The sequence below is a fragment of the Citrobacter sp. LUTT5 genome, assembly GCF_009905315.1.
In the GTDB taxonomy this organism is placed as follows: Bacteria; Pseudomonadota; Gammaproteobacteria; order Enterobacterales; family Enterobacteriaceae; genus Citrobacter; species Citrobacter freundii.
This window is the reverse complement of the sequence record NZ_CP047606.1, coordinates 460,183-478,355: the sequence shown is the minus strand read 5'-3', so window position 1 is coordinate 478,355 and position 18,173 is coordinate 460,183. Positions and strand designations below refer to the sequence as shown.

The following is an 18,173-nucleotide window of genomic DNA, read 5'->3' as shown; positions in this document are numbered from 1 at the left end:
CCTTGAGAATCGATGTGCCATCGCTCACGGTTGACGAAAAAAAGGCCGTTCTACATTACGTGATATAAACACGGGATTCCACTTCTACGGGATTAGCGGTTATAGTGGCATAATCAGGCGCAGGCATGGAGCCTAAAGCCAACACCCTACGGAAACACAAGACAACGGGAGATGTTCATGACCTGGGAATATGCGCTAATTGGGTTAGTCGTCGGTATCATTATTGGTGCTGTAGCCATGCGTTTTGGTAATCGGAAATTACGCCAACAGCAGGCATTGCAGTACGAACTGGAAAAAAATAAAGCTGAGCTGGAAGAGTACCGTGAAGAACTGGTGAGCCACTTTGCCCGCAGCGCTGAATTGCTGGATAACATGGCGGACGATTATCGTCAGATTTACCAGCACATGGCGAAAAGCTCCAGCAACCTGCTGCCGGGTATGTCGCCGGAAAACAACCCGTTCCGTAATCGTCTGGCAGAGTCTGAAGCAGGCAACGATCAGGCGCCGGTTCAGATGCCACGTGACTATTCTGAAGGGGCATCTGGCCTGCTGCGTAGTGGCGCAAAGCGCGACTAACCGCACATCGTTAAGAAATTTATTGGGCGCAGTAATTGCGCCCTCCGCTTCTCTTCCCGTCCCAGCTATTATTTAGTCGTTAGCCTCATTGTGACCAAACCGAAAATTCAATAACATCAAACTGTTTTGAATCATCTTCCGTTTACTCAAGGTACGAGAGCAGGATCCATGAAAAAACAAACCCAGCTGTTGAGTGCATTAGCGTTAAGTGTCGGGTTAACTCTCTCGGCGCCATTCCCGGCCGTTGCGTCGATTCCCGGCCAGGTTCCCGGTCAGGCTGCGCTCCCCAGCCTCGCCCCGATGCTGGAGAAAGTGTTGCCAGCCGTGGTGAGTGTAAGGGTCGAAGGCACCGCCACTCAGGGGCAGAAAGTCCCGGAAGAGTTCAAAAAGTTTTTTGGTGATGAACTTCCCGATCAACCTTCCCAACCTTTTGAAGGACTGGGTTCAGGTGTCATTATTGATGCCGCCAAAGGCTACGTCCTGACCAATAATCACGTTATTAATCAGGCGCAAAAAATCAGCGTTCAGCTTAATGATGGTCGTGAATTCGACGCAAAGCTTATTGGCAGCGACGATCAGAGCGATATCGCACTGCTACAAATTCAACACCCCAGCAACCTGACGCAAATTGCCATTGCTGACTCTGATAAACTCCGCGTGGGTGATTTCGCGGTGGCTGTGGGTAACCCGTTCGGTTTGGGTCAAACAGCCACCTCCGGCATTGTATCGGCTTTGGGTCGCAGTGGGTTGAACCTGGAAGGTCTGGAAAACTTTATTCAGACTGACGCCTCTATCAACCGCGGTAACTCCGGCGGCGCATTGCTTAACCTCAACGGTGAGCTGATCGGTATTAACACCGCGATTCTGGCCCCCGGTGGCGGCAGCATCGGTATTGGTTTTGCAATCCCGAGCAACATGGCGCGCACGCTGGCACAGCAGTTGATGCAGTTTGGTGAAATCAAACGCGGTCTGTTGGGCATCAAAGGCACCGAGATGACTTCCGATATCGCCAAAGCGTTCAAACTGGACGTACAGCGTGGCGCGTTTGTCAGTGAGGTTCTGCCTAACTCCGGCTCCGCAAAAGCGGGGGTGAAATCAGGTGACGTCATTACCAGTCTCAACGGTAAACCGCTTAACAGCTTCGCCGAACTTCGTTCACGTATTGCGACAACCGAACCGGGGACCAAAGTCAAACTGGGCCTGCTACGTAACGGTAAACCGCTGGAGGTTGAAGTCACCCTCGATACCAGCACATCATCGTCCGCCAGCGCAGAGATGATTGCGCCTGCGTTGCAAGGGGCCACGCTCAGCGACGGTCAGTTAAAAGACGGTACCAAAGGCATAAGAATTGATAACGTTGAAAAAAGCAGCCCTGCCGCACAGGCCGGACTGCATAAAGATGACGTTATTATTGGCGTTAACCGCGATCGCGTAAACTCGATCGCTGAAATGCGTAAAGTGCTGGAAGCGAAACCGTCGATCATTGCCCTGCAGGTGGTGCGCGGTAACGAGAGTATTTACCTGCTCCTGCGTTAACGCATGCAACCGGACATCAGCCCCTCGTGTGATGTCCGGTAAACTCGTGATATGCTGCAGCCGTTCCCTTTATTAATGACGCCGCCATCATGTTTGTGAAGCTTTTACGTTCGGTCGCGATTGGTTTAATCGTCGGCGCTATTCTGCTGGCCGCGATGCCCTCGCTGCGCAAAATTAATACGCTTACCGCACCGCAGTTCGACAGTGCAGATGAAACGCCCGCCAGCTATAACCCGGCGGTTCGCCGTGCAGCACCTGCCGTCGTTAACGTTTATAACCGCAGTATGAACAGCACAGCGCATAACCAGCTTGAGATCCGCACGCTCGGCTCAGGCGTTATCATGGATCAGCGCGGCTATATCATTACCAATAAGCACGTCATTAACGATGCCGACCAAATCATCGTCGCATTGCAGGACGGTCGCGTATTTGAAGCGCTGCTTGTGGGGTCTGATACGTTAACCGACCTTGCGGTGCTGAAAATCAACGCCACTGGTGGACTGCCGACAATTCCGATTAATAACAAACGCGTACCGCACATCGGCGATGTGGTTCTCGCAATCGGGAACCCGTACAACCTCGGGCAAACCATCACCCAGGGGATTATCAGTGCCACCGGTCGTATTGGCCTGAACCCGACGGGGCGGCAAAACTTCCTGCAAACCGATGCCTCCATCAACCACGGTAACTCCGGCGGCGCGCTGGTCAACTCGCTGGGCGAGTTGATGGGTATTAATACCCTGTCATTTGATAAGAGCAACGATGGCGAAACCCCGGAAGGGATCGGCTTTGCTATTCCTTTTCAACTGGCAACCAAAATCATGGATAAGCTGATTCGTGACGGGCGCGTGATTCGCGGCTATATCGGCATCAGCGGCCGAGAAATTGCGCCACTGCACGCCCAGGGCGGCGGGATGGATCAAATTCAGGGGATTGTGGTTAACGAAGTAGCCCCGGACGGTCCGGCAGCGCAGGCAGGTATTCAGGTTAACGATCTGATTATCTCGGTCAATAACAAACCGGCGGTATCTGCACTGGAAACGATGGACCAGGTGGCAGAGATTCGACCAGGTTCAGTTATCTCCGTGGTCGTGATGCGCGATGACAAGCAGTTGACGCTGCAGGTCACGATTCAGGAATATCCGGCGACCAACTAATACGGATATAAAAAAACCGGAGCAAGTGCTCCGGTTTTTTACTTTTGGGCAGTTCGTTACTTAACGAACTCTTCGCCCAGAGTGATATCTTTCTTCAGCGTATCCAGCATACCTTCCAGCGCAGCTTGTTCAAACGCGCTCAGCTTGCCGATAGACTGACGCTCTTCTACGCCGTTTTTACCCAGCAGCAGCGGCTGAGAGAAGAAGCGAGCATACTGGCCATCGCCTTCAACGTAAGCACATTCAACCACACCTTTTTCGCCGCTCAGTGCGCGAACCAGTGACAGTCCGAAACGTGCTGCGGCCTGACCCATAGACAGGGTTGCAGATCCGCCACCGGCTTTAGCTTCCACAACTTCAGTACCCGCATTCTGGATACGTTTGGTCAGGTCAGCTGCTTCTTGCTCGGTGAAGCTTACGCCAGGAATTTGTGACAGCAGCGGCAGAATGGTCACGCCAGAGTGGCCGCCAATAACCGGGACTTCAACGTCGCCAGGCTGCTTGCCTTTCAGTTCCGCAACAAAGGTGTTGGAGCGGATGATGTCCAGCGTGGTCACGCCAAACAATTTGTTCTTATCGTATACGCCTGCTTTTTTCAGGACTTCTGCAGCGATAGCAACGGTCGTGTTCACCGGGTTGGTGATGATACCGATACATGCTTTCGGACAGGTTTTAGCAACCTGCTGCACCAGATTCTTCACGATACCGGCGTTAACGTTGAACAGGTCGGAACGATCCATACCCGGTTTACGTGCGACGCCCGCGGAGATCAGTACTACATCAGCACCTTCCAGTGCAGGGGTAGCGTCTTCGCCACTGAAGCCTTTGATTTTCACAGCAGTAGGGATATGGCTCAAATCAACGGCCACACCAGGCGTTACTGGAGCGATGTCGTACAGGGAGAGTTCTGAACCTGAAGGCAGTTGGGTTTTTAACAGTAATGCTAGCGCCTGACCGATACCACCAGCAGCGCCGAGGACTGCAACTTTCATCCTAAACTCCTTATTATATTGATAAGCAAAGTGTCTATTGCTCCGCGGCGGCGACCTTAATTCACAAATCCAACGAATACAACAACCACGCGTCAAGAATGCGTAGTCACGCAAATTTGGCTTTTATGCATTTAACTTACGTAAAATAAAACCTAAGTTACGTAATTCAAAACCACCCGCACAGTAGAGCAACTTTCCAACAGGTGCTGACAATATACCCTACCCACCTCTCAAAACAACATCAATTTGATAACATTTAATTTACTTTTAACCTTATTTGCGAGCCGTGACACAGGCATGTTTCTTGATAACGAAATTTGATAAAATTCCGCTCTTTCATAACATTATTTCAGCCTTGAACAAGGCAGACTGTTTGCATAAAAATTCATCTGTATGCACAATAATGTTGTTTCTACCGCCATATTACGGGTGACTTATGCGAAGCTCGGCAAAACAAGAAGAATTAGTAAAGGCGTTTAAAGCGCTGCTTAAAGAAGAAAAGTTCAGCTCTCAAGGCGAAATCGTCCTCGCATTGCAGGATCAGGGCTTTGATAATATCAATCAGTCCAAGGTTTCACGCATGCTGACCAAATTTGGCGCCGTGCGTACCCGCAATGCGAAAATGGAAATGGTGTACTGCCTTCCGGCGGAACTGGGCGTGCCTACAACCTCCAGTCCGCTGAAAAATCTGGTGCTGGATATCGACTATAACGATGCGGTCGTGGTTATTCATACTAGTCCTGGCGCTGCTCAGTTGATTGCACGTCTGCTGGACTCATTGGGGAAAGCGGAAGGTATCCTGGGTACGATTGCCGGTGACGATACCATCTTCACCACCCCAGCTAAGGGTTTTACGGTAAAAGATCTCTACGAAGCCATTCTGGAACTGTTCGAACAAGAACTGTAATACCGCCTCCCCGTCGCCTCGCGGCGGGGGAAAACACTCTCTTTCTACCCCCTTCCGTCTATTTTTAACTGCTATGCATTTAACAAATGGTGCGTTTAACCGTCAAAAACCATTCACATAGTGAATATGAAGGTTTAAAAACGCACATTTTGCAAAAAACCATATCCAATTGATTTTATTTAATTTATTTCTTTTAAAATGTTCGAAACGCTCTTTTTAATTCCATTTGGTTATAAAAAATATTTTTCTTAACACTTAATACCCACAGAAACAATTAGCGTGGTATTAATTTATAAGGTTATTAGTGTATACTTGATTTTGTGATGAGGGTCACGAAACGCAGACCCCTATAAAAGAATTCGACGAGGTAAATATCATGAAAATCAAAACTACTATTGCAACCTTAAGCCTTCTTTCTGTTCTCTCCTTCGGTGCAAGCGCCGCGGTTACTCAGGTGAACTCACAAGAAGCACAGAATCTGCAATCTATGGGTAGCATCTCCGTATCTCAGATCGGTAGTTCACCAATGGACATGCGTCAGGCCATCGCCGCTAAGGCTGAAAAAGCAGGCGCCAGCAGCTATCGCGTCACCGAACTCCGTGAAGGTGCTCACTGGCACGCTACTGCAGAACTCTACAAATAAACCCTCGTCGTCTAAGTCCGACGACTTGCCCCCGCCTGCCGGGGGCTTTTTTATGTCTTACATTGAGTGACGAACGTTAAAACGCAACTGCCCTTCCAGCTCTTCTTCGGCTTCATCGAACAGTAAAATCAGCGCGCCGTATCGCCTGCGCAGCTTGTCCGGTAAATGGACAAATTCAATCTCCAGCGGCAACGGTAAAACTTCCCCGATAACCACCTCCCACAGAGAATCTAAATCAACCACCTTCTCCCTGGCGAGACCGAACGTGCGCGTAAACTCACGATAGAAATCACCCTGGTCTTCTATTTCGTCAAAATCAAATGTATAGATATTCATCTATAGCCACCATCCCGACGCCAGCCACTCTACAGACCGCCAATATGTAGGGGTCTCTCGCATTTTCAGGTAAGTATAGCCATAAAAAAACCGACGCTTTTAGCGTCGGTTTTCAACTCTTAATTACTGACCAGCGCATGCTGGTATTTGTGCAACATCCCACTGAGTCGTTTTACCGGCTCGGTCACCTGTGGTGGTGCTTGCCAGATGATTAATTTCTCCTGATAGATCTCAAGCTCTTCCAGCAACTGGCTAAAGTAGCGTCGGCGCTTGTCGTCATTTCCTGCAGAAATCACGCGATCGGCAGTGCGTCGAAGCTGGCGATGGAATGCGGAGAGATCTTCGTTTACCGGCACCGGCGCATCGCGCAGGCGCTGGTGTGCGATGATCATGGTCAGCGCCAGGCGAAACTTCGCCAGGTCGCCCGGAAATTTGTTCATCAGCAAAAACAGCTGCTGATAAAGCGCCGGGAGGTGGTTTTCTTTACGACGTACCACGTTGGTGGTCATCGCTGAAACCGCCGCCGAGACAAACTGGTTGAGCAACACACGACCCGTTCTGTCACGAGAGTTATCACGCACCAGCAGAATAACGATAAACGCCAACATGCAGCCAACAATCTGCCCCAGCGCACTGTCAAGGAACTGGCTAAAGTGGAAGGTCATCGGGTTATCCAGCACGATGATATTAATGGTGCTGGCCAGCGCCCCCATCGAACCCAGCCGTCGTTTCTGTACTTCAATCCCCAGAAAGAATCCCAGCACTGCCAGGCTCAGGCACAGCAACAACATGCTTTGCTGCGTATTAGGGATAATCACCAGGAAATAGAGTGCCCCGAGCGGTAACGCCGCCAACGTACCGTAGATAAAGTCTATCGCCACCATGCGCGGGTTGGGCAAACGCATTGCCAGCGAGGTGACGACCGCAATCATCACCATTGCGCCGCTGCCGGATGTCCAGCCGGTCCACAGCCAGAATAAGGTTCCCAGCACACAAGAAAGCGTGGTGCGCCAAAAGTTAACCATCGCATGGTGACGCTCGGCAGATTCCACTTTCACCACCGGTTCACCTTGCAGGATCTCTTCTTCGATAGCGCTAATTTTGGTGTTGCTGACAACTCCACGTTTAAGTAACAGATAGCGCGTTGCCGCCCCGGCCCAGGTGTAAATTGTGACAGGTGTGTCACGTTCACCGGTCCATGCAATCACCCGACGCATCCTCTTCAGCTGTTTATGGACATCCTGTACCGTTTCAACCGGCGTATCGAACAACTCGCGGAAGGTATCGGTGATCAGTTCTGGTCGGGTGTTCTGAATAAGATAGGTTTCGCAGGATTGTGTGATAAGCGTAAGCGACAGCGTATTCAATGCCTTGAGTCTGCGGTTAGCCCGTACCCAGCGCGAGGACTCCATATTCAGGTTACTACGCATCCCTTCCAGCGCCGCCGTACGCCGGACTAAATCTCCCCAGGCTTTGTCTACTTCTTCACTGTCGCCATGCTTAATGCACAGCTGCATAAGCTGATATTGCGCCACCAGCAGGCTATCCAGTTCGACATCAATCTCCTGTTTCACCGAACGGGGCGAAAAGAGCAGGTCGGCAACAATAGCACAGACAATACCCATCACAATTTCACTACAGCGTTCGAGCGCAAATTGCGGCGTCAGCAGCGGTTCAGCCTGGATAGTAATGACGATGATCAGCGCCGTATAGCCTGAAAGCCCCCAGGCATAAGAGTTTTCGATCTTCACTAACGACGAGATCCAGGTACAAAAACCGGCCCAGATACAACACACCAGGATCATCAATAGTGGGGCGCGGATCATGCTGATGATAATGATCAGGGCGGCAATACAGCCGATAAATGTCCCGACAATACGCAACATGCCGCGATAGCGGATAGCACCTGAATAAGGTTCTCCGCCAGCGGCAAAGGCCGGACCTGCCGCCACAATGGCCGCGGTCAGCACCGCCCAGCGCGGGGTCTCAAGCTGGAAGTGAAAGCCAACGAACAGCGCCAGTACAATCGCGCAGGCCAGTTTTACCGCAAAGCGGATATGCTGGTTGGCAATGGAGAAAATCCCCATCGTGATTAACCAAATTCGCGCAGGCGGTGCGCCATTTTACGGAAGAAAGATTCCTGGCTGGCATCGCGATCCTGCTTGCCGGTAATGACGACGGTCGCCGTCGTCCCGGCAGGCCACAAGGTTCCCTGCTGCTCATCAAGACGAATTCGTACCGGCACACGCTGCGCCAGACGCACCCATTCAAGATTGGAATCAATGGTCGCCATACCCTTGGCGTCCCGCGTGCTGCTGGCATTCGTTACGCCAGCCGCCACACTATCAACCGTGCCCTTCAGCACATTATTACTGCCAAGCGGGGTGATTTCAGCACGATACCCAGGGCGGACGCCTTCCAGTTTGGTTTCTTCCATATACGCCAGCACATAGAAAGAATGCTGTTTGACCAATGCCACCGCCGTGGAACCGCGCGTGATAAATTCGCCGCTATAGACGTTCAGGTTAGTCACCCAGCCGTCTGCTGGCGCGCGGATAACGGTACGTTCCAGATCTAATTTCGCCAGGTCGCGGGTCGCTTGCGCCTTCGCAAGCTGGTGTAATACGGTTTGCAGGACGTTGTTTGATTGGTCAATCTCTTCACGAGACATAGCCTGCACGCCCAGTCGGTTACGACGACCGGCCTCCTGGCGTTTTTCCTGCGCCAGTACCTGATAATAGGCCACGTCAGCTTCGGCCTGCTCAAGGGCTTTCTTATAGCGTGGCTGGTCGATAGTGAACAGGATCTGATCCTTTTTCACCAGTTGGTTATCATGGATGTTAACGTTGGTAATAAGGCCCGCAACATCCGGCGCAATCGCGACGACATCGGCGCTGAAACGCGCATCACGCGTCCACGGCGACTCGGTGTAGAACACCCATGCGCGGAAAATAGCGATGAAAGCCAGAATGACCAGTATCACGGTAATGGCCGTGCGGGAGAGTTTTCTTGTTAGTGTTTTCACTTCAACCTCAAACGAACAGGCGCGTTATTAAATAGAACAGACAGCAATACAGCGCGGTGTTAAACAGAGCCGGATGCCAGACAAAATCATAGATGCCAGTCGGAACAAGCACCCGGCGCACCAGCCAGAAAATCGCCAGTGACAAAAGTAATTCGAAAAAAATCGGTGGGAAGGACAGACCAAACACCACGATAACGGGAAACAGACTCATGTTGACCTTGGTAACGTAAGAGAGTGCAGATGATAGATTTTCTAGCGTATGTCACCGCAGAGAAGGGCAAGGATGAGCCAGGCGAGAGCGACATAGCCGTTATTTGAATAATAATATATTAACGTAACTGTTATGCTGTTATCTATATTATGTGATCTAAATCACTTTTAAGCCAGAGTGAACAATGGAACGATTAAAACGTATGTCGGTGTTCGCCAAAGTTGTCGAAATGGGCTCCTTCACCGCCGCCGCAAGACAGCTACAAATGAGCGTTTCATCGATAAGCCAGACGGTCTCAAAACTGGAAGATGAGCTACAAGTCAAGCTGCTAAACCGCAGCACGCGTAGCATTGGGCTAACTGAAGCCGGTAAAATTTATTATCAGGGCTGCCGGAGAATGCTGCACGAAGCGCAGGATGTTCACGAGCAACTCTATGCCTTTAACAACACGCCCATCGGCACTCTGCGCATTGGCTGTTCTTCAACTATGGCACAAAATGTCCTCGCCGGATTAACCGCCACGATGCTGAAAGAGTATCCGGGATTGACGGTAAATCTGGTGACCGGCATCCCGGCCCCGGATTTAATCGCTGATGGTCTGGACGTGGTTATCCGCGTCGGCGCGTTGCAGGACTCCAGCCTGTTTTCACGCCGTTTGGGGGCTATGCCGATGGTGGTCTGCGCGGCGAAAAGCTATCTCGCACAGTTTGGCACCCCGGAGAAACCTGCCGATCTCAGCAACCACTCGTGGCTGGAATACAGCGTGCGCCCGGATAATGAATTCGAGCTTATCGCTCCGGAAGGAATTTCCACCCGCCTGATCCCAGAGGGTCGTTTTGTGACTAACGATCCGATGACATTGGTGCGCTGGCTGGCCGCAGGCGCGGGCATTGCCTATGTACCGCTGATGTGGGTGATCAATGAGATCAATCGTGGCGAAGTGGAGATTCTGCTTCCGCGCTACCAGTCGGATCCGCGTCCGGTCTACGCGCTGTATACCGAAAAAGACAAATTGCCGCTCAAGGTGCAGGTGGTGATTAACTATCTGACAGACTATTTTGTCGATGTAGCGCAGCTGTTTCAGGGAATGTACGGTCGGGGAAAAGAGAAATAAAAAAAGTGTAGGCCGGATAAGGCATTGACGCCGCATCCGGAAAGATGCCCGATGGCACTGGTGCTTATCGGGCATACATCATGATGTTATGCGGTGCCACCCACGGTCAGGTTATCCACTTTCAGCGTCGGCTGGCCCACGCCCACCGGCAGACTCTGCCCTTCTTTACCGCACACGCCCACCCCGTTATCCAGTTTCAGGTCGTTACCCAGCATCGAAATCTGCTGCATCGCTTCGATACCAGACCCAATCAGCGTCGCGCCTTTCACCGGTTTGGTGACTTTACCGTTTTCAATCAGATATGCTTCAGACGTAGAGAACACAAATTTCCCGGAGGTGATATCCACCTGGCCGCCGCCGAAGTTAGGCGCATAAATACCGTATTCAACGGATTCGATGATTTCCTGCGGCGTAGATTTCCCCGGCAGCATATAGGTGTTGGTCATACGTGGCATCGGCAGGTGCGCGTAAGATTCGCGGCGACCGTTACCCGTTGGCGCAACGCCCATCAGGCGCGCATTCAGTTTGTCCTGCATGTAGCCTTTCAGAATACCGTTTTCGATCAGCACGTTGTACTGACCCGGTGTGCCTTCATCATCAATAGCCACAGAGCCACGACGGTCCGCCATTGTGCCGTCATCCACCACGGTGCACAGTTCTGACGCGACCAGCTCCCCCATGTGACCGCTGAATACCGAGGTACCACGGCGGTTAAAGTCGCCTTCCAGACCATGACCGACCGCTTCATGCAGCAGAACGCCAGGCCAGCCAGCGCCGAGTACTACCGGCAGCGTACCAGCAGGCGCAGCTACCGCAGAGAGATTAACCAACGCCATGCGTACGGCTTCTTTCGCCCATGCGTCAGCACGAACTTCACCATCAAGGTCGCCCAGGAAATAGTCATAGCCAAAACGACCGCCGCCACCGCTGGCGCCGCGCTCGCGCTTACCGTCCTCTTCCACCTGTACGCTTACGGACAGGCGTACCAGCGGGCGAACGTCAGCGGCCAGCGTACCGTCGGTCGCTGCTACCAGGATCAGTTCATAAACACCGGTCAGGCTGGCGGTTACTTCCTGGACGCGCTTGTCGGCGGCACGCGCCACGCTGTCTACGCGGCGCAGAATATCCAGTTTCTCTTCGCGGCTCATGCTCTGCAGGGGATCAACCGAGGTGTAAAGCGCCTGATGCTCCACAGCTCCCAGCGTTTTTACTTTGCCGTCACCGCTGTCACGCACGATAGTACGGGCAGCATGAGCACTCTGCTCCAGCGCCAGCAGGCTAATCTGGTCTGCATAGGCAAACCCTGTTTTTTCGCCGCTGATGGCGCGCACGCCAACGCCCTGATCGATATTGTAAGAACCATCTTTAATGATGCGGTCTTCTAAAACCCAGGATTCGTGATAGCTCGACTGAAAATAGAGATCGCCGTAATCAAGACGGCGTTCGGCCAGTTGGCCCAGGATGGCAAACAGATCCTGATGTTTCAGGCCATTTGCCGCTAGCAATTGTTCACTTACCAGGTTCAGACTCATCGTTTTGCTACTCATTAGTTACTGTTGTAGGCCTGATAAAACGCGCCAGCGTCGCCATCAGGCACTTCAATGCCGGATGGCGGCGTGAACGCCTTATCCGGCCTACGGACTGCGGTAGAGGATCTATGTTGAGATTGGGGCAATTACTCGCCCCCGTCAAATTATTGCTGGCTTTCTTTGCGCGGCTGACGCAGAACTTCGTTAATCTGCGGCTTATCGACCGGACCGGTGATGCGATAACGCAGAATCGACACTTTGCTCCACAATGGTCCCAGAACCTTACTGGCAGCAAACACCGCCGCGCCGACAATTGGATTGACAGCAAACGCAGCGGCAACGCCTACGGTGGCAGAAATTTCCGGCGCGACAATGGCTTCCATATCCAGCTCCCGGCGCACCAGGTTCACCGAGCCTTTCATCGCAATGTCTGCCTCCAGACCGTCCACCAGCGTGTCATCGGTATGCATCACGCCATCTTTGATCCAGGCCGTGCTGCGAATCGAGTCGAAATAGAAACCTTCGCTGAAAGTATCGCTAAAATCAAAACGCAGTTTACGCAGCAACGCATCAAAGCTCAGCAGTCGCAATAGTTGCCCCGCATGTCCGGTGCTGAGTTCAGTAAGCTCACCTTTGCCCAACCGGGTACGCAAAATCCCATTCAGCGAAGCTTCATCTGGATCCCATGGCGGGTTACGCCAGTGCAGGTCATACTCCACGTTGAACGAAGAGTTACGAATCGGGGTCGATACGCCAAAGAAACTGGCAGCGGAGTCAATTTTACTGCCGCTCAGTTTACCCTTCAGTGACGTTCGTTCTTTGCCCGGCGCGTTCACCCACACGCCATCGGTGGTCAGTCTGGCAAAGCCTGTATCCAACAGACCGTTACTCAGCGTTAGCGTGTCGCCTTTAATCGCCACATCGGCGTCAATGCGCCCGTATTTCTGTCCCCACATCCAGCACTCGGCACAGCGTAACTGAACATCCGGCCAGCCGTGGAAGCTGACGTTGCCCACGGCGGAAAACGGCGAGGCTGGAGTACTATTCAGTGGTGCTTTCGTCGGCGACGCTTTCGCCGCGCTGGGGTTGTAATAAAGATACTTAATATTGGCCAGCCACGGCGCATTATTGCGCATAGCCAGCGTGGCATTAATTTCACGTCCCTGCGCCTGCACGATGGAGCCATTGCTCGCAGGCTCAGACACGATACTCAAGTTATTCCACTGCTGACCGCCCAGGGATAACGATGGCGTACGCACCGTGATGCGCTGCGGGAAGTTGGCGTTGGTGCCAACGTTATCTGCTGCGCCTTTCTGGAACAACGCCAGCCATTGCGCGCCATCCATAGGGGGAAGGTTAAGCTCAATACCTTGCTGATCGGGTAACGCGGGCACGGTGCGGCTTTCCGACGTCCAGATTGCGCGGTCAAGCGTCAGTTTCTGATTCAGCAGCCAGCGGCTGTTAAAGTGGTTCTTACTGCCCGCGTTGCCGGTCAGTTCAAAACTGCGCAGATTGCCGTTGGCCTTAACGTTCACCGGTAACGCCTCACCGGCTGCCTTATTCAGCGGAGCAGGTAAGTGACTACTTACATTCTTCAGGTCGCCTTTTAGCTCAATGTCGTAGGTCGGTCCGGCATGATACGGAAGATCGATACCCACCTTGCCATTCCACGCCATGCTGCCGCTTAAGGCATCGTTGACCTGCGCCGGTAAAATCCCCATGCGGGTTGGCTGCCAGTCGCCTTGCAGGTTCACGGCTACCTGATAGGCTTTCGCCCCTTCGATGGTGGAGAAGTCGACGTTCAGCGGCTGATTAAACCAGTTCGCCGTCATCGGCTCGCTCTTCAGATCGCCGTTGATAAAGCTGAATTTACCATTCAAATTCTTCAGCGTGCTGTCGAGCGGTTTAATAAACAGGCTGTTATTACGCAGGTTGACATCGCCTTTGGCGGTAACCAGCGAGCCGTCTAGCGGAATATCCAGATGTAAGCGAGCATTCACATCGCCGTCAATCTGCAACTGCTCAAGCGTGGCGCCGAGGGAGTCCTTAAGCGGCGTCTCATCAAAATAAGGTCCGACCGCCTTGCCCGGCCCGTTGATATCGGCGTCAATCAGCAGTTTTTCTTTAGCATAGTCGGGAATATTAGCCGTCAGGTTACTGGCCTTCACGCCGCCTAAATTGACGCTATCCGTCTTCATCCACAGACCATCGTTAATGAAGTTCAGTTCAATATTGAGATCGGTTAGCGCAGGCCAGTCGGGCTGGAAAGCAAATTTCGCGTTACGTAGCGGCACCAGAACCTGAAATTGCCCTTCGTTGTGCAGATACGGGAACAGATGCGGGTTACCGCCATACACCAGCGTGGCGTTATCCGCTTCGCCGCCCTGAATAGCGCCGCTGAGGTAGTCAACCAGCTCTTTGCCCATCAAGTTTTCCGGGAAATAGCGCCAGGCCTGAGAGCCGTCGTCGGTGCTAATGCCAGCCAGAATGCCTAACCACGGTTCATCTCCAGTGGGCTGCAGATAGCGAAAACCACCGCGCGCGCGTACCGCTTTCGCTTTAACATCGATGTTGCGCCCATCTAACTGAAAACCTTTATCATTTTTCAGCCAGCTTAGCGTCGCTACGCCGTTCTCTATTTCCAGCGGCGCGCGGAAGACAGTTTCATACGGCATTTTGGCTTGCTTCATGGAGGCGGTGAGCGCCCCATTTTCAACACTGCCCGCAAGCGTACCGGAGAAATGCTCAGCCCCCGGTAACAACTTCCACTGTTTCCAGGCCAGATTGGTCCACGATGACAGGATGCGGGTTTTTTCTGTCGCCTGTAACGGGATATCCAGCGCCAGCACATCTATTTTGCCGCTCGGCTGCGTGGCGCGCCAAATATCACCCAGCGCAGGCGATAACCGGGACGCCATCGGGCGCAGACCTTCTAATCCGGCCAGATCCAGATTGCTGGCACGAATGCGAAGCTCGTCGCTGCGCTTGTTATTCTCACCACCGACTTCCTGCTCAGGGATCCAGGCCAGCGTTAATGCGCCGCTCGGCCAGGGTTTATCATCCATGGTAATACGAGTATCGGGAATAGAGAATTGCCAGCCCGCCTCTTCACGGCTGATGTGCGCCGTCAGATTATCGACGGAGAGCGTGTGCGTACGATTTTCACCCAGCCAACTTGCTCCACCTTTTTTCAGCCAGACATCGCCACCAGAAACGACGCCTTTGCTGATCGTCATCCATGCTTCCAGGCTAAAACGCGCGGTTTGTAGCGCGACATTATCCTGCATCCATTTGCCCAACCACGGTTTGACGTCAATGTCGTCTGCCTGCAACCAGACCCGACCATTATTCAATAGCCCATTATCGTCGCGCAGATCCATCCTCACCTGCATAACGCCGTGCTGTCCGGTCAGGCTGGAGAGGCTGACCTGACCCTCGGCGCGATGCCGATTTTTATTGTTCAGCCAGGTAAGCTGTGGGATCGCCAGTTCAGCACGTTGGCCTGAGAGGGTTATAAAGCTGATATGACTGTCGCGTAGATCGAAATGATCAAACTGACGCAGGAAGAGATTGCTGAGATGGTCGGTTTCAATTCCATCTCCGCCTTCGCTACGCTGGATAGGAGTATTGGTGCGCAACTGCAGTTGCCAAAAGGTGAGATCGCGAAACTGCCAACGCATGTGCAGCAAACTTTGCCAGACATCCAGCGCCAGCGTGACGCGTTTTACCGAAAATTCTCCCCCATCTTTTAGCTGCGCTTGGATATTACGCGCTTCAAGCGTAGGACCGAAATTTTGCCAGCTGGCAGAAAGCTGACTGGCGGAAACAGGTAGACCTGTAGCGGATTCAATCTTGCCAAGAATGGCTGGACGCCAGCTATCAAGATGAGGTAACGCAAGGCGCAGTCCACTGACCAGCAGCGCTGCGATGACAACGAATGCGGCTCCAGTGAGCAGTAATATCCCCGGCAATCGCCTCACGCACCTCTCCTTGTCTACCAAAAAATATGACTCACACCCCTTGAGTGAATATTGCCGGATGACGGCGCTTGCGCCTTATCCGGCCTACATGCGCGGGTGCCACTACACGATTTACATCATGACGACGTCGAACTGCTCCTGGTTATACAGCGGTTCGATTTGTACTTTGACCTGTTTGCCGACAAAGATCTCAACCTCCGCCAGCGCATGTGACTCTTCACCTTTCAGGGTTTCAGCCACTGCCGGAGAGGCATAAACCAGGAAACGATCGGAGTCATATGCATGGTGTACCCGCACGATTTCGCGCATGATTTCATAACATACGGTTTCCACCGTTTTCACCGTACCACGCCCATGGCAGGTTGGACACTCGTTGCACAATACATGTTCCACGCTTTCACGTGTGCGTTTGCGCGTCATCTCCACCAGGCCCAGCTGTGAAAAACCGTTAATGCTGGTTTTTACACGATCCTTGCTCAGAGCCTGCTCCAGGGAGTGCAGCACCCGGCGACGGTGATCTTCATTATTCATGTCGATAAAATCGATAATGATAATGCCGCCGAGGTTACGCAGACGCAGTTGACGAGCAATGGCCTGCGTTGCTTCAATATTAGTATTAAAGATAGTGTCGTCGAGATTACGATGCCCAACAAACGCGCCGGTATTGATGTCGACGGTGGTCATCGCTTCAGTTTGATCGATGATCAGATAACCGCCGGACTTCAGCTCAACCTTGCGTTCCAGCGCGCGCTGGATTTCATTCTCTACGTCAAAGAGATCAAAAATAGGCTGACGCCCGCTGTAATGTTCCAGCTTGCTGGTCATCTCGGGGATATATTCCGCCGTAAATTCCAGTAACGCCTCATAGGTCAGACGGGAGTCGACGCGGATGCGGTCAAGCTGCGCATCAGCAAAGTCACGCAACACGCGCTGTGCCAGTGCCAGTTCACCGTACATCTGGTAGCGCGTTTGCGGGCGCTTTTTACGCTCCATGACTTTTGTCCAGACGCGCTTCAGGTAGGCAGCATCCGAGGCCAGATCCTCTTCGCATACGCCTTCTGCCGCCGTGCGAATGATGAAACCACCCTGCTCATCGCAGTAATCCGCCACCACTTTTTTCAGACGTTCGCGTTCCGTTTCGCTTTCGATACGTTGGGATACGCCAACGTGCGAGGCCCCCGGCATAAAAACGAGATAACGGGAAGGAAGCGTGATGTCCGTCGTCAGGCGTGCGCCCTTCGTTCCCAAAGGATCTTTTACCACCTGCACCATCAGATCCTGACCCTGGCGCACCAGTTCAGAAATGTCGCGTACGGTGAACTGTTTTTGTTCTTCACCCGCCACGCATTCGGTGTGCGGCATGATGTCAGAAGCGTGAAGAAATGCGGCTTTATCCAGTCCAATATCTACAAAAGCCGCCTGCATACCCGGAAGTACACGACTTACACGACCTTTGTAGATATTGCCTACGATTCCGCGTCGCGCCTCACGTTCAATATGAATTTCCTGCAGAATACCGCCATCAATGTAAGCCACCCGAGTTTCCGATGGCGTTACGTTTACCAACAATTCAGCCGTCATGTTTATCCCTTTTCTCACGCAGTGCGTTAAAATTGGTCAGCAACTCATACGTTTCTACCAGCGGTAAGCCGACTACGGCGTGATAGCTGCCATTTATCTTCCTGACAAAACAGCCACCCAACCCTTGAATACCGTATGCACCTGCTTTATCCATTGGTTCACCGCTGGCAACATAACCCGCGATGTCCTCATCGGTTAGTGCTCTGAATGTCACTTCCGTCACTACCAGGCAGTCCAGACTGTGCTGGCAATCGGCCAGTGCCACGGCCGTCATAACTTGATGCGTTTTGCCCGACAGTTTGCGCAGCATTGCTGCGGCGTGGGCAGCGTCGTGCGGTTTTTCCAGCACTTCGCCATTAAGGATAACGATGGTATCCGCACCCAATACCGGCAAATCGCGCGGTGCCAGCGCTACACCAGCCTGCGCTTTTTCGCGCGCCAGACGGGAAACGTACTGCTGCGCACTTTCCTGCGGGTGCCGCTGTTCTTCAATCCCAGGGATCAGTCGTTCAAACGTAACACCAAGCTGAGCGAGCAACTCCTGACGACGTGGAGAACCTGAAGCAAGATACAGAGTATTCATATC

15 protein-coding genes are annotated in these 18,173 nt (G+C 52.6%); 6 read left to right on the top strand and 9 right to left on the bottom strand.

Translation table 11 applies throughout. The features are described 5' to 3' along the window. Positions 1–177 precede the first annotated feature (177 nt). The 3 genes from zapG (at position 178) to degS (ending at position 3,269) form a co-directional block, all read left to right on the top strand. Positions 178–576: a Z-ring associated protein ZapG gene (gene zapG / locus GUC46_RS02350; RefSeq protein WP_003025147.1), complete on the top strand. Its 399-nt coding sequence runs from the start codon at positions 178–180 to the stop codon at positions 574–576. 168 nt (positions 577–744) lie between these two features. Further along, on the top strand, positions 745–2,112 hold the full coding sequence (gene degQ, locus GUC46_RS02345; protein ID WP_003025151.1) for a serine endoprotease DegQ: 1,368 nt from the start codon (positions 745–747) through the stop codon (positions 2,110–2,112). Positions 2,113–2,201: 89 nt separating this feature from the next. Beyond that, entirely contained in the window at positions 2,202–3,269 is a 1,068-nt protein-coding gene (degS, locus tag GUC46_RS02340; RefSeq protein ID WP_003025154.1) for an outer membrane-stress sensor serine endopeptidase DegS, read from the top strand. A gap of 56 nt (positions 3,270–3,325) precedes the next feature. Here degS and mdh read toward each other — a convergent pair whose 3' ends face one another. After that, the gene (mdh, locus tag GUC46_RS02335) at positions 3,326–4,261 is read right to left on the bottom strand and encodes a malate dehydrogenase (RefSeq protein ID WP_003025158.1); all 936 of its coding nucleotides are present in this window, start codon (positions 4,259–4,261) and stop codon (positions 3,326–3,328) included. Between the two features lie 436 nt (positions 4,262–4,697). Between mdh and argR the strand changes: the two genes are divergently transcribed. Both argR and yhcN read left to right on the top strand, forming a co-directional pair. After that, the gene (argR, locus tag GUC46_RS02330) at positions 4,698–5,168 is read left to right on the top strand and encodes a transcriptional regulator ArgR (RefSeq protein WP_003025162.1); all 471 of its coding nucleotides are present in this window, start codon (positions 4,698–4,700) and stop codon (positions 5,166–5,168) included. Positions 5,169–5,544: 376 nt separating this feature from the next. Then, positions 5,545–5,811 (top strand): peroxide/acid stress response protein YhcN, encoded by a 267-nt coding sequence (gene yhcN, locus GUC46_RS02325; RefSeq protein ID WP_003025165.1) that lies wholly within the window; start codon positions 5,545–5,547, stop codon positions 5,809–5,811. A 57-nt stretch (positions 5,812–5,868) separates the two neighbouring features. Here the strand turns inward: yhcN and GUC46_RS02320 are convergent, their stop codons facing one another. From GUC46_RS02320 to aaeX, 4 genes are all read right to left on the bottom strand, one after another. Beyond that, entirely contained in the window at positions 5,869–6,147 is a 279-nt protein-coding gene (locus GUC46_RS02320) for a hypothetical protein (protein WP_003025168.1), read from the bottom strand. 119 nt (positions 6,148–6,266) lie between these two features. After that, entirely contained in the window at positions 6,267–8,234 is a 1,968-nt protein-coding gene (aaeB, locus tag GUC46_RS02315; RefSeq protein ID WP_003025171.1) for a p-hydroxybenzoic acid efflux pump subunit AaeB, read from the bottom strand. A gap of 5 nt (positions 8,235–8,239) precedes the next feature. Next, on the bottom strand, positions 8,240–9,172 hold the full coding sequence (aaeA, locus tag GUC46_RS02310) for a p-hydroxybenzoic acid efflux pump subunit AaeA (protein ID WP_003025174.1): 933 nt from the start codon (positions 9,170–9,172) through the stop codon (positions 8,240–8,242). Between the two features lie 7 nt (positions 9,173–9,179). Then, positions 9,180–9,383, bottom strand: a complete 204-nt coding sequence (gene aaeX, locus GUC46_RS02305; protein ID WP_003025177.1) for a p-hydroxybenzoic acid efflux pump operon protein AaeX — start codon at positions 9,381–9,383, stop codon at positions 9,180–9,182. A 184-nt stretch (positions 9,384–9,567) separates the two neighbouring features. On the opposite strand from aaeX, the gene aaeR reads away from it, so the two are divergent. Then, the gene (aaeR, locus tag GUC46_RS02300; RefSeq protein ID WP_003839896.1) at positions 9,568–10,497 is read left to right on the top strand and encodes an HTH-type transcriptional activator AaeR; all 930 of its coding nucleotides are present in this window, start codon (positions 9,568–9,570) and stop codon (positions 10,495–10,497) included. 86 nt (positions 10,498–10,583) lie between these two features. On the opposite strand, the gene tldD is transcribed toward aaeR, so the two are convergent. The 4 genes from tldD to GUC46_RS02280 all read right to left on the bottom strand — a co-directional run bounded on the left by tldD (position 10,584) and on the right by GUC46_RS02280 (position 18,170). Next, entirely contained in the window at positions 10,584–12,029 is a 1,446-nt protein-coding gene (tldD, locus tag GUC46_RS02295; protein WP_160179699.1) for a metalloprotease TldD, read from the bottom strand. Between the two features lie 161 nt (positions 12,030–12,190). Further along, a complete protein-coding gene (gene yhdP, locus GUC46_RS02290) occupies positions 12,191–16,006 on the bottom strand; it encodes an AsmA2 domain-containing protein YhdP (protein ID WP_160179697.1) in 3,816 nt (1,271 codons plus the stop codon). A 111-nt stretch (positions 16,007–16,117) separates the two neighbouring features. Continuing rightward, on the bottom strand, positions 16,118–17,587 hold the full coding sequence (gene rng, locus GUC46_RS02285; protein WP_003025190.1) for a ribonuclease G: 1,470 nt from the start codon (positions 17,585–17,587) through the stop codon (positions 16,118–16,120). Then, on the bottom strand, positions 17,577–18,170 hold the full coding sequence (locus GUC46_RS02280; RefSeq protein WP_003839891.1) for a nucleoside triphosphate pyrophosphatase: 594 nt from the start codon (positions 18,168–18,170) through the stop codon (positions 17,577–17,579). Before GUC46_RS02280 ends, rng begins: the two co-directional genes overlap by 11 nt. Between the last annotated feature and the right edge of the window lie 3 nt (positions 18,171–18,173).